Below are 12,675 nucleotides of genomic sequence, written 5' to 3'. Positions count from 1 at the left end.
CGGGCGCTACTCAATCATCTGCGGCGCGCTCGGGCGTCGTCGATAAAGAATGCTGGAACCCACCGTTTTGGGTGGGTTCCAGCATTCCTTATGTGAGTGGGGCTGGGTGGCTGACTCAGACGCGTCAGATTCCCAACACGTCGGAGAGCCCAAGGGTGAGGCCCTTGTGGGTGCGCACGTGCTCGATTGCGACAATCACGCCGGGCATGAACGAGGCTCTGTCGAAGGAGTCGTGGCGGATGGTGAGGCTCTCACCGGCCGCACCAAAGAGCACCTCCTGGTGCGCAACGAGCCCCTGCAGGCGCACCGCGTGCACGTGAATCCCCTCGACCTGCGCGCCACGGGCACCCAGCTCGTCGTGCACCGTCGCATCCGGCACCGCGTCCATGCGTTCTTCCTCGCGCACCGCAGCGATCCGTTGCGCGGTCGTCGTCGCTGTGCCCGACGGGGCGTCGGCCTTGTTGGGATGGTGCAGCTCCACAATCTCCACCGACGGGTAGTACTTCGCCGCGAGTTCCGAGAACCGCATCAACAAATTCGCCCCGATGGAGAAGTTCGATGCGATGAGCACGCCCACGTCGGGGTGCTCGTCGCACAACGTGCGCACACGCTGCAGCCTGTCCTCGTCGAAGCCTGTGGTGCCGATCACCATGTCCAGGCCGCGTTCAAGTGCCCATTCAATGCTGTCCATCACCGCATCGGGATGGGTGAAGTCGACGACCACCTGGGCATCCTTGATGTCTTCTCGGGGTGCCTCAAGATCGGAGCCGCCTGCGAACACCATGCCTTCGGCTTCCTCGACGGCTGTCACCACCTGGCTACCCATCTTGCCGCTGACGCCAAAGACGCCAACCTTAGTTGCGTTCATGCTGGTTACCTCCTGCATGGTTCGGGCGAGTCCATCGCTTCGTACTACTTCAGTTCTACCAGCAGGGTCCGCACCAAGGATGCGACCGCCCACGAACGCGCCACGGCCGGCCTTGCCCCGAAGAGCAATGGCCGGCCGTGATCACTTGGATGAACGGAACTCACTCCTCCTCGGAGTTGTCCTCCTGCTTCTCTTCTTCCTCGATGACGGGCACGAGCGAGAGCTTGCCGCGATCGTCGATGTCGGAGATCTCCACCTGGAGCTTCTGGCCAACGCTGACCACATCGTCGACGTTCTCGACACGCTTGCCACCGGCGAGCGCGCGCAGCTTCGAGATGTGCAGCAGGCCGTCCTTGCCAGGCAGCAGCGACACGAACGCGCCGAAGGTGGTGGTCTTCACGACGGTACCGAGGAACCGCTCGCCCTTCTCCGGCATGTGCGGGTTGGCGATGGCGTTGATCTGGGCGATGGCCGCGTCGGCGGCTGCGCCGTCCTCAGCGCCCACGTACACGGTGCCGTCGTCTTCGATCGAGATGTTGGCGCCAGTCTCGTCCTGGATCTGGTTGATCATCTTGCCCTTCGGGCCGATGACCTCACCGATCTTGTCGACGGGCACCTTGATCGCGACGATACGCGGCGCGTAGGGGCTCATCTCGTCCGGAACATCGATGGCCTCGCCCATCACGTCGAGCAGCGTGTGACGCGCGTCGCGGGCCTGCAGCAAGGCCTTCTGCAGCTCGCTGGCCGGAATGCCGTTGAGCTTCGTGTCCAGCTGGAGCGCGGTGACGAAGTCGCGGGTGCCGGCCACCTTGAAGTCCATGTCACCCAGGGCGTCTTCCGCACCAAGGATGTCGGTGAGCGCGACGTAGTGCGTCTCGCCGTCGAGCTCCTCACTCATGAGACCCATGGCGATACCCGCAACGGCGGCGCGCAGCGGCACACCGGCGTTCAGCAGCGACATCGTCGATGCACACACCGAGCCCATCGAGGTGGAGCCGTTCGAGCCCAGCGCCTCGGAGACCTGGCGGATGGCGTAGGGGAACTCCTCGCGCGTGGGCAGGACCGGCACGAGTGCGCGCTCGGCGAGCGCGCCGTGGCCGACCTCGCGACGCTTCGGAGAGCCGACGCGCCCCGTCTCGCCCGTGGAGTACGGCGGGAAGTTGTAGTTGTGCATGTAGCGCTTGGTGTGCTCGGGCGAGAGCGTGTCGATCTTCTGCTCCATGTCCAGCATGTTCAGCGTAGACACACCGAGGATCTGCGTCTCGCCGCGCTGGAACAGCGCCGAGCCGTGCACGCGCGGCACGACGGCGACCTCGGCGGACAGCGCACGAATATCGGTGACACCGCGCCCGTCGATACGCACGCCTTCGGTGAGGGTGCGGTGACGGACGATCTTCTTCGTGATGGCCTTCAGCGCAGCGGCGATCTCGTTCTCGCGATCTTCAAACTTCTCAGCGAGCTGCTCCTGCACATCCTGGCGGATGGCGTGCGTGGCGTCGTCGCGCTCCTGCTTGCCCGGGATGGTCATCGCCTCGGAAATGCGATCCTTCGCGAGTTCCTCGACGGCGGCGTACACGTCGTCCTGGTAGTCGAGGAAGACCGGGAAGTCGTAGGTTTCCTTCGGCAGCTTGGCGGCGAGTTCAGCCTGGGCGTCGCACAGCGTCTTAATGAACGGCTTTGCGGCCTCGAGGCCCTGCCCGACGACCTCCTCAGTCGGGGCGGTCTTGCCACCGCGCACGAGCTCCCAAGTGGCGTCGGTGCCGCCAGCCTCCACCATCATGATGGCGACGTCGCCGTCGTCGAGGACGCGCCCGGCAACCACCATCTGGAAGGTCGACTTCTGCACCTGCTCGACGGTGGGGAAACACACCCAGGTGTCGTCGATGAGTGCGACGCGGACACCGCCGATGGGGCCGGAGAACGGCAGGCCAGCCAGCTGGGTGGCCATGGATGCGGCGTTGATGGCGACGACGTCGTAGTACACGTCGGGGTTCAGCGCCATGACGGTGACAATGACCTGCACTTCGTTGCGCAGACCCTTGACGAACGCGGGGCGCAGCGGGCGGTCGATGAGGCGAGCGGCCAGGATGGCGGCCTCGCCGGGGCGGCCCTCGCGTCGGAAGAAGGAGCCGGGGATCTTGCCAGCCGCGTACATGCGCTCTTCGATGTCGACGGTGAGCGGGAAGAAATCGATGGCGTCACGCGGCGTCTTCTGCGCGCAAGTGGCGGCAAGCAGCATGGTGTCGTCGTCGATGTAGACGGCTGCGGAGCCGTCGGCCTGTTGCGCGAGCTGGCCCGATTCGAAGCGCACGACGTGTTTGCCGTACGAGCCGTTATCGATCACGGCTTCGGTGTATTCAAGTCCTGCCATGGGTGCAGGGGTCCTTTCGCCTAGTGCCGCCCAAACATGACGAACCGCCGTGGAGCACCCGGTCTTCGATCGAGGCCCGCGGGGAATCACACCCGAAGGCCACTACCGAGGACCAGAGCCACTCCGGTTGGGCGGCGATGAGACTATCTATGCGGTTGTCATCGTCCATGCTAGCGGACACGATGCGAAATGCCCCGTATTCGACGGCCCAAGGCGGCCCGACGACACACCCACCCGACGTCTCCCCTGCAGCCAGACGGCACCCCGCCCAAAAAAAGAATGTGGGATTCCACCAAAAACGGTGGAATCCCACATTGCTTATTCCGGCTCGCTCGAAGCGATCCGCCTACGAAGACTCAGCGACGCAGACCGAGGCGAGCGATCAGCTCACGGTAGTGCTCGATGTCCTGCTTCGCGACGTAGTTGAGCAGACGACGACGTTGACCAACCATCAGCATCAGACCACGACGGGAGTGGTGGTCGCCCTTGTGGGTCTTGAGGTGCTCGGTGAGGTGCGAGATGCGCTTGCTGAGCAGCGCGATCTGCACGTCGGGCGAGCCGGTGTCACCAGGCTTGGTGGCGTACTCTTCGATAATCTTCTTCTTTTCCGCAGCGTCCATAATGGTGCTCCTTCCAGCTCGCTGCACGGCGCTCCGGTCGCGGGTGCTGTCGGAGCTCTTCTTGGGCCGTGGCCGATCAAACGGCAACCCCGCGATGCTACCACTTGGACGCTCCTTCCCCCAACTGCGCCCTTGACGGGTAGGCTCACACCATATCGTTCGAGCAACTGTGAGGAGAGGCCATGCCTATCGTCGTACGCCTTGTCGAGGAACGCGACCTTCCCGCGCTACGCGAACATCAGGCGCGCCCAGATCTAAACCTCGTCGATGTTCACTTCGAGGCGGCCGCCGAGGGAACCCTGCTCTTCGCTGCCGCATTCGACGATGACGAGCCGCTCGGCACTGCGCTGCTGGACATCACCGAGGACTACCAGTGGGCACCTGAGCTGCGGAATATGTGGGTGTACCCGCAGGCTCGTCGCCGCGGAGCCGGGCGGGCGCTGTCTCAGTGGCTCGAAGAGGAAGCACGTAATCGCGGGCACGAAGCGGTGTTCCTCGCCGTCGATCCGAATAACGAAAAGGCGATCCCGCTGTATGTCTCTCTCGGCTACTCCCCCATCGGTGAGCACTTGATCGTCGAGGATCCGGAGGTGCCACAGGTGGACGACACCACCGAGCCCGCCGAGTACTACGCCATCTACAAGAAGTCGCTCGTCGCGTAACAACCACTCGGATAGGCGCTGCGCCAGCGACCCGCCTGAGCGACGGAGGTCGTCGGCGCTACTTCACTTCGCTAGAAGGCGCGACGAAGGTATTGCACTCTTGGTACGTCGATGCCTTCAGCCCTCGCTCCGTCCAGAGCCCTCGCGATGCGCTCACCCCGTGGAGCGGTTCCTCGGCATCCGGCGGATCGCCCACGAACTCCGCAGCCTTCACCACGGAGCGGTAATCGCCTGCGTCATACCCCAGCGAGACGGTGGTCGACTGAATGAACGACGCGGCGAGGCAATCGGCCTGCACCTCGAGGCGACGGTTCAACTCGAACGCCTGTGACTTACTCTTGGCATCGCGCATCGAGTAATGCCGCTGCACCAGGATGCCGTTGCGGCCCTGCACGTTGTGCCCATACTCGTGCGCCATCACGTAGTCCCAGACGGTCTGGTCGTCGCCGATGATATCCACCAGATCGGCGGAGAAGTAGATGCCCTGATTCGCTCCGCAGAAGAACGCATTCCGGGGCTCCAGCTCACCACATGGGCTGTTGCCGCCGTTGCCTTCGTAGACCATGACGCGCGGCTGATACGGCTCATACCCTGCGGCTTCGAGCGGCGGACCAAAGGTGCGCGTGAGACATTCAGACAGAGCTTGAAGGCGTTGTTCCAGTTCATCAACATTGCGGACGTCAGACACGTCGGGCGCATCGCAGCGCACTGGTTCTGGCACCTTCTGCTGGTAGAACTCATTGTGATCGAGCAAGTCGGGGTCGTTGTACGGATCCACCACCTCGGAAGGCCCCTGCCCCGCACCAGGGACCTGGTACTCCTCATTGACGTAGACAACCTCGTTGTCGTTGCCCGGTGTTCCGCCACCTCCAGTGGTGCCTGGCCCCTTCGAGGACTGGGTCAGAACGAAATACCCCATCATCATGCCGAGCACGACGACCGGTAGCGCGAGCCACCAGAGGCTTCCGGACTTCTTCTTGGGCTGCGGCCAAGGGTAGGCCGGCGGGTACTGACCGGGCGCGAAGGGAGGCCCGCCGGGATGCGGACCCGGCCGATAGCGCGGATCAAATCCCCCTGCCTGGAACGGTTGAGGTTGCCCAAACTGCTGCTGGGGTGACGGCTGCATCTGCGGTGCGGGCCACCCCTGCGACGGCGCACCCCACGGTGGATTATTCGACGGCGCCCCCCACGGCTGGCCTGGCTGACCGGGTTGGCGGGCGTAGGGGTTGGCCCACGATGGCGCCTGGCGCCCGGGAGGGGTGTGGAACGGCGACGCACCGAACCCGTTTCGGGGAGCATTGGGGGGCATAGTCACGCCACAACCGTAACCTACGAGAGGACCACCGCTCGCTCACGCAATGACCGGCACGGATGACACATCCGTGTGCAATAGTGTGCGAGTCCCGACGAAAGAGTGACCGTGTCGAAGATCTATCGCCTGCTGCTCAGTATCTCTCTGGGCCTCTTCACCCTCGCAACGCTAGCCATGCCCGCACGCGCCGACAACAGCGTCGATGCACTCGATGTCTCCGCCGAGTTGAAGGCCGACGGCACCCTCACCGTGACGAGCACGCTCACCGGTGATGCCATGGGCAGCGACTTGCAGATGCGCATCCCCAAGCACTCTCCCCTCGGCGACTTGAGGAGGTTCCTCTACGACGTCTCAGGCGTCGCTGTCACTGCGGAAGGTAGTCAGCTCGAGCACACCGTCGACGAAAACTCCGACGCTGTCACTGTGAAGGTGGATCCGAGCAAGTCGGGCGGCAAGCCCATCACGATTGCGTACACCGTCACAGGAACCACGTCGACGCCCGCCGGGCAAGAGGATGTGCGTCATTTCTCCTGGCCGGTGGTCGGCGGGCTGAACATGAGCGTTCAGAATGTGAAAGGCAGCGTGGCGCTGCTCGCTATCCCACCCGATTTTGAGTGCGCTGCGGGCAATCCGAGCACCCCGCACAACTGCTTCTCTTGGAACATCGATCGCGACAAGCCGGTGCCGATCAGCTTCCAGGACGGGCCGATTGAGCCAGGGCAGACCATCAAGATCTCGGGAAGTCAGCCCGCGAACCAGGTGGCGTCCACCGCGACGGTGCACACCCGCTGGACACTCGACCGCGCGTTCTCCCTCACCTTCGTCACCGGTTTGGTGTCTCTCGCGGTGCTGCTGGTGGGTGCCGTCGCACTATGGCAGTGGCACCGTCGCGTGGGTCGCGACGAGGCGGCCACCGCCGCACCCACTGTCATCGGGGAGTTCCATCCGGTGGCTGAGGGTGTCAGCGAGTTCCGGTTGCGCGAGAACATCCGCCCAGGCCAGATTGGCACCGTCGCGGACGAGTCCGTCGACCCCATCGACGTCACCGCGACCATTCTCGATCTCGCCGTTCGCGGCTTCCTCCGCATCGAACAGCTTCAGGTGCCAGGCGGCATGGATTGGACGTTCACGCGCATGAACGACGACACGAGCAGCCTGCGTAAATACGAGCGCATCTTGCTCGATGCGGTCGCTCCCGCCGACGGGTCTCCCGTGCTCGTCTCCCAGATTCAGCAGGCCGTCGGTCCGTGCGTATCTGACTTGCAGCATGCGCTCTACGACGACGTCGTGGAGAGCGGCTGGTTCGCGAAGCGCCCCGACGCGTCGCGCACCGATTCGCGCACCATCGGCGCCGCCTTGCTCATCGTGGGCCTGATCGCCACTGGCCTGCTCGCCTGGCTCACCACTTGGGGGCTCGTCGGGCTTGCGGTGGTCGCGGTCGGAGTGGGTGCGCTCTTCATCGCCGGAGAGATGCCCCGTCGCTCGGCCAAGGGCGCGGCGCTCCTCGCCGGGCTGCACGGGTTCTCAGCCGTGCTCGCCCAGCAGAGCACCGAAGTCATGCCGCCAGGACGGGAACTGCAGGAGATCTCCAAGTTCCTGCCGTATGCGGTGGTGCTGGGCGGCAAGGAGCGCTGGGTCAACGCGATGGTGGCTGCCGATCGCGATACCACTCCAGATCCGGATGCGATCAGCTGGTTCCACGCCCCCGACGATTGGCACCTGCAACAGCTGCCACAGTCGCTGGATGCTCTCATCGCGTCGATCCAGGGCCATCTTTTCGGCCGCTAACCGCCTGTATCAGCCCTCGGGCTGGATCACGTGCTCGTCGTAGTTGGGCTCCTCCTTGATGATGCCAAACTCCTTGGCGTGTGCGCCCATCGTCTTCAGCGATTCGACATCGAGGCCTGGTTTGAAGACGGCGATGTTGATCTTGTCGGCCACCGCGGGGTCGAGTTTGATCTTCTCGACAGCGAGCTTGCGGAACTCGTCGGGGCGCTCAGTGGCGTATTCGTTCGCCTTGCTCATGGCCCGCTGGAACTTCTGCAGTACCTCGGGGTTCGCGTCGGCAAATTTCCCGCTGGTGATGTAGTAGCCGAGCGTCGTGTCCGGGATAGCCTCGACGAAGTTCGAGAGAATTGGCCGGTATCCGGCATCCAGAGCGAGCGTGCGGAACGGGTCGACCTGCCAGATCGCATCCACGTCGCCGCGTTCCAGCGCTGCGCCCATGTCGGAGTAGTTCATGGGAACCCACTCGATGTCCTTCGGGTCGATCTCCTTCTTCTGCAACGCGACGGGAATGGTGACGTCGCCGAGATTCTTCAGCGAGTTGACGGCGATGCGCTTGCCCGGAAGGTCTTCCGGGCCTTGGATCTTGGAATCCTCGAGCACGAAGATGTTCGATGTGTCCTTCTTGACGTCAGTGCCGGTGCCGCAGCAGTTGACGACGAACCGGACGTCGAGGCCCTCATCGATCGCGGCGAGGTCTGAAATCACGTTGGCGTAGCCAATGGGCGATTCGCCGTTGATGACACTCGGGATGATGGCGGAACCGCTTTCCGCGATCTCTACCTTCACGTTCAGCCCCTCGTCGGCGAAAAAGCCCTGCTTGATGCCCAGGTAGAGCGGCACGGAGTCGGAGGTGGTGATGTGCTGGATAGTGAGCTCGACGTTGCCGTCGGCATCCTTCTTCACCTCGGGGCCGCCGGAGCAACCGGAAGCCATCAGGAGGGCCGCCGAGAGCGCAGCCGTGACGACGTGACGAATCTTGTGCATGGTTACTCCGATCAGATGATGTATTCGGGTTCGGGTTGTGGTTCGACGACCAGGTGGCGGATCGTCGCGAAGATCTCCGCACGGAGCTCTCCAAATCTGGGAATGGCCTTGGTATCGAGCTGCGAGCGTTCGCGCGGCAGGTCGATGGTGACGATCTTCTCCACTCGGCTAGGCGACTTCGAGACGACGGCAACCCGGTCGGACAGGTACACCGCCTCGTCGACGTCGTGGGTGACAAACAGGAACGTCGCGCCTGTCTCGTCGCGCACGCGTAGCAGCAGATCTTCCAGGTCGGCGCGAGTCTGGGCGTCGACGGCGGCGAAGGGCTCGTCGAGGACGAGGAGCTCCGCTTCATAGGCCAGTGCCCGCGCGATGGCAACGCGTTGTTGCATGCCGCCGGACAGCTGCCAGGGGTACTTGTCGTCTTCGCCAGCGAGTCCGACTTGGGTGAGCGCCTGCTCCACTCGACGCGCCACCTCCGTCGACGATTCTCCCGCCGCCTCGAGCGGCAGGGCGACGTTCTTCGCCACCGTCAGCCACGGATACAGCGAGCGCGAGTAGTCTTGAAAGACCGGGGCGAGCTGCCGAGGCGGCCCGTCAATGGCCTTACCAGCGAGCAATACTTCGCCCGACGTCGGCTCCGACAGTCCCGAGATACAGCGCAGCAGCGTCGTCTTTCCCGCGCCGGAGGGACCGACGATGGTGAAGAACTCCCCTTCTTCGACGGCGAACTCCATGCCGTCGAGCACCGGTGTGGCCGTGCCTCGTCGGTTTCTGGGTGCGTAGGTTTTCGAGAGATTGCGGATTTCAAGCAGCGCCATATCAGTGATCTCCTAATGCGTTGCGTGCCCGGTCCCAGGCGAGGATGCGGCGCTGGACCAGGGTGAATGCGCCGCTCAGAAGGATGCCGAGGATGCCGAGGAGCACGATTGCGCCCCATACCGACACCTGGTTGAAGGATTGTTGCGCCCCGATCAGCACGAAACCAATGCCGATGTTCGTGCCTGTCATCTCGCTGGTGACCACCAGTACCAACGACAGTGGGATGGCGATCTGGATGCCTGCCACGAGCCGCGGAACGACGGCCGGAATCACGATTCGACGTTGGTACTGCCACCCGCGGATGCCGAAGCTGCGGGCGGTGTCGCGCGACTGTTCTGGGAGCTCGCGCACACCGTCGATGACGTTCAGCAGGACAGGGAAGAACGTACCCAGCGCGATGATGAAGATCTTCATGCTGGGCCCCAAGCCGAAAATCACCATCGCGAAGGGGATCAGCGCAGTTGCGGGAATTGCCCGGACGAACTCGAGTGCGGGGGTCAGCGCAATCCGCACGAGGCGCTGCTGCCCGATGACGATGCCGAGCAAGAACCCGAGCACGATTCCGATGCCGAGCCCTGCGAAGAGGTTCGCGAGGCTCGAGACAAGGTGCTTCTGGCCGGCGCCGGTGAACCAGTACTCCCACACGCTCCCCAACACCTCGGTGAGCGGTGGGAAGTAGATGGACCCGGCATTCTCCGTAGCCAGGAACCACACGGCGAGCGCGACGACGGCGCCGAGCACGGCGAGGACATTGCGGTTGATGGATTTCATCGCTGTGCACTCCTCACCGACGGGTCCCAGAACAGCGCTTTTGTCTCGATCGCTTTCAGCGCCTCGGCGAGCAGGTAACCGACGAGGCCAATCACCACGACGTAGGCGTACATGCGGGCGGTGTTCCCGACGCTTCTGGCCGCACCGAGCTGCGCGCCCAGACCAGGTACCCCGGCGACGAGTTCAGCGGTGATGCAGAAAATCAGCACCGTGGAGCTCGCGATGCGAATCCCCGTCACCAAGCGAGGCAGCATCGATGGGATCAGCACGTGCCGCACTTGCTGCCATGTCGAGAGCCCGAAGCTGCGGGCCGTCTGCACGCTGACCGGATCTACTACCCCAGCCGCGCCGATTGCGGCGACGAGCATCTGGAAGAACCCGGCGTAGGTGGCGAGGAATACCTCGGTGGGGCGAGCCGTGCCCAGAATGAGGATGGCGAGCGGGATCATGGCAATCGATGGGATCGGGCGCAGGAACTCGATGATCAGGCTGAACAGCGCCGACAACGCGGCAACGCGTCCGAGAAGCAGGCCCAGCGCGGTGCCTGCCACCACGGAGATCAGCAGGCTGATCCCCCACCCGGTGAGGGTATTGCCGAGGGCGATCCACAGATCGGCCTCTCCGAGCATCTGCGCCAGTTCGGCGACGATGACCGTCGGCGGTGGCGAATACCGTTGTGGCACCAGGTCGACGCGCACCACCAGCTCCCACAGGTCGACGAGCGCGACCACGGTGGCGATGGGCAGCCACACATGGGGGCGTCGGAGCGCGCGGCGGGGCGATACTGCAACGGCAGTCATGGCTTGCTCACCTCCTCGCGGGCACGCTGCGCGAGCAGGCTGCGGTCGACCTTATTGGTCTGCGACAGCGGCATCGCATCCAGCGTGAACACCTGGCGCGGGTGCGCGTAGGGTTCGAGCTTCGTCAACGACCAAGCCTTCAACGCCGCCTCATCGACGACATGTCCCGGCGCCGCGACAACAAACGCGACGGGCTTGCTGCCCTTCACCTCGTCGGGCACCGGAACCACGACGGCTTCCGCGACGGCGTCGTGCGCTTCGAGCGCTGCTTCCACCGCGCGCGGATACACGTTCTCACCGCCGGAGGTGAACATGTCGTCCGCTCGTCCTGTGAAGAAGTAGAAGCCATGCTCGTCGCGACGAAACTCGTCACCCGTGCGGTAGTAACCGTCAGGCGTGAAGGGCGAAGCGACGTCGGGGCGGCGGAAATACTCCGTGAACAGCGCCCCGGTGCGGATCTCGAGCTCGCCCTGGCTGGCTTCCCGTCCCTGCCGATCGACAAGGCGCACATCGACGGCAGGATTCGCAACGCCGACGGACCCGTCGGGGGTGGGAAGTTGCGGATGCCGGGTGAACGCGACGGGGCCAGACTCCGTCGTGCCATAGCCGAAGATGATGGCAGCGCCGGGGAAGGCCTCGCGCAGCTGGGTAAACAGCGAGTTCGACGCGGGCGAGGAGCCCATGTACACCTCTTGCACCGAGCTGAGGTCGAGCTCCTCGATGAGGGCACGCTGCTGCACGAGCAGCGCGAACATGGGCGGAACACCGGTGAGCCGCGTCACGGATTCTGCGGCGACCACGCGCAGAAACTCTTGGGCATCAAAGCCGTCGGCGATGACCACGCGCCGCCCTGCAGCCAGCGCTCCTTGCACGTTGGCTAGGGCATTCATGTGGTAGAGCGGAGCCGCGACGATAGCGGTAACGTCCGTCGCATCTCCGAAGGTGTGCTGCCCCAGCGACAGCACCCACAGGTGCGAATCGTGCGAAAGCACCACGCCCTTCGGTTTCCCCGTCGACCCGGAGGTGTACAGGATCATCGCCGCATCCGAGCCATCGCGATGGTGCCGTTGCGGGGTCACGCCGGGCGCTGCGCTGGCCTCAGCGAAGGTCAGCGACGGCGTCTCCGCGCCCACTGCCTCGAGCCGGGATGCGTCGTCGACGAGGGCCAGCGTGCTCTGCGAATTCTCGAGCGCATAGCGCAGCACTTCGGGAGGAAACTTGAAGCTGAGCGGCACGGCCACCAGCCCCGCCCGCAGTACGCCGTAGAAGGCGGTCAGCCACTCGATCGAGTTGCGCCCGACGATGGCGACGCGCTCCCCCGACGTGAGCCCTCGCGCAAGCAGTTGGCTGGCCACCGCGTCTGCCTGATCGTTGAACTCCCCGAAAGTGATGCGCTGCGTCGTGTCGCCGTCGCGAAACGTGATGGCTTCCGCATCGGGGAGCTCGAGTGCGATGGCGTCACCCAGATTGGTGAATGGGTACCCGTCGATCACGGCGCCACCCCTGCTGCCGAAGCTAAGAACGTGCCGCGTCCGATGGCGAGCTGTTTGCCGTTCGCGTCGAGCACCTCAGACCAAGCCGTGGCAATCTGCGAAACTTTCATGCCACAACGGATACAAACACGCGCCAACTACGATTTAGCCGCTTGACTGGTTCACTTCCAGCGAGCGAGGGTCA

11 protein-coding genes are annotated in these 12,675 nt (G+C 64.2%); 2 read left to right on the top strand and 9 right to left on the bottom strand.

Annotated elements, in window-relative coordinates; all coding sequences use genetic code 11:
• Positions 1-124: 124 nt before the first annotated feature.
• The 3 genes from dapB to rpsO form a co-directional block, all read right to left on the bottom strand.
• Complete coding sequence (dapB, locus tag Q0X68_RS12070; protein WP_297752171.1) at positions 125-868, bottom strand: 4-hydroxy-tetrahydrodipicolinate reductase; 744 nt, start codon at positions 866-868, stop codon at positions 125-127.
• 160 nt (positions 869-1,028) lie between these two features.
• Complete coding sequence (locus Q0X68_RS12065; RefSeq protein ID WP_297752169.1) at positions 1,029-3,239, bottom strand: polyribonucleotide nucleotidyltransferase; 2,211 nt, start codon at positions 3,237-3,239, stop codon at positions 1,029-1,031.
• Positions 3,240-3,595: 356 nt separating this feature from the next.
• On the bottom strand, positions 3,596-3,859 hold the full coding sequence (rpsO, locus tag Q0X68_RS12060) for a 30S ribosomal protein S15 (RefSeq protein ID WP_297752166.1): 264 nt from the start codon (positions 3,857-3,859) through the stop codon (positions 3,596-3,598).
• 182 nt (positions 3,860-4,041) lie between these two features.
• Between rpsO and Q0X68_RS12055 the strand changes: the two genes are divergently transcribed.
• Positions 4,042-4,521, top strand: a complete 480-nt coding sequence (locus Q0X68_RS12055; RefSeq protein WP_297752163.1) for a GNAT family N-acetyltransferase — start codon at positions 4,042-4,044, stop codon at positions 4,519-4,521.
• Positions 4,522-4,579: 58 nt separating this feature from the next.
• Here the strand turns inward: Q0X68_RS12055 and Q0X68_RS12050 are convergent, their stop codons facing one another.
• Positions 4,580-5,830 carry a neutral zinc metallopeptidase gene (locus tag Q0X68_RS12050; RefSeq protein WP_297752174.1) on the bottom strand — a complete coding sequence of 417 codons (1,251 nt, stop codon included), beginning with the start codon at positions 5,828-5,830 and terminating at the stop codon, positions 4,580-4,582.
• Between the two features lie 111 nt (positions 5,831-5,941).
• Between Q0X68_RS12050 and Q0X68_RS12045 the strand changes: the two genes are divergently transcribed.
• Positions 5,942-7,621, top strand: coding sequence for a DUF2207 domain-containing protein (locus tag Q0X68_RS12045; RefSeq protein ID WP_297752161.1), 1,680 nt, complete (start codon positions 5,942-5,944; stop codon positions 7,619-7,621).
• 9 nt (positions 7,622-7,630) lie between these two features.
• Here Q0X68_RS12045 and Q0X68_RS12040 read toward each other — a convergent pair whose 3' ends face one another.
• From Q0X68_RS12040 to Q0X68_RS12020, 5 genes are read right to left on the bottom strand one after another with little or no spacing between them, the layout of a single operon-like run.
• Positions 7,631-8,605: an ABC transporter substrate-binding protein gene (locus Q0X68_RS12040; RefSeq protein ID WP_297752158.1), complete on the bottom strand. Its 975-nt coding sequence runs from the start codon at positions 8,603-8,605 to the stop codon at positions 7,631-7,633.
• A gap of 11 nt (positions 8,606-8,616) precedes the next feature.
• Positions 8,617-9,426 carry an ABC transporter ATP-binding protein gene (locus tag Q0X68_RS12035; protein ID WP_108871745.1) on the bottom strand — a complete coding sequence of 270 codons (810 nt, stop codon included), beginning with the start codon at positions 9,424-9,426 and terminating at the stop codon, positions 8,617-8,619.
• A 1-nt stretch (position 9,427) separates the two neighbouring features.
• Positions 9,428-10,198 (bottom strand): ABC transporter permease, encoded by a 771-nt coding sequence (locus tag Q0X68_RS12030; protein WP_297752155.1) that lies wholly within the window; start codon positions 10,196-10,198, stop codon positions 9,428-9,430.
• Positions 10,195-10,998, bottom strand: a complete 804-nt coding sequence (locus tag Q0X68_RS12025; RefSeq protein ID WP_297752152.1) for an ABC transporter permease — start codon at positions 10,996-10,998, stop codon at positions 10,195-10,197. The genes Q0X68_RS12030 and Q0X68_RS12025 overlap by 4 nt, the downstream gene beginning before the upstream one ends.
• On the bottom strand, positions 10,995-12,491 hold the full coding sequence (locus Q0X68_RS12020) for a class I adenylate-forming enzyme family protein (protein ID WP_297752150.1): 1,497 nt from the start codon (positions 12,489-12,491) through the stop codon (positions 10,995-10,997). The genes Q0X68_RS12025 and Q0X68_RS12020 overlap by 4 nt, the downstream gene beginning before the upstream one ends.
• Between the last annotated feature and the right edge of the window lie 184 nt (positions 12,492-12,675).

The sequence above is a fragment of the uncultured Tessaracoccus sp. genome (assembly GCF_947286155.1).
In the GTDB taxonomy this organism is placed as follows: domain Bacteria; phylum Actinomycetota; class Actinomycetes; order Propionibacteriales; family Propionibacteriaceae; genus Arachnia.
Note: the sequence above shows the minus strand (reverse complement) of the source record. Positions and strands in the feature narration are given on the sequence as shown.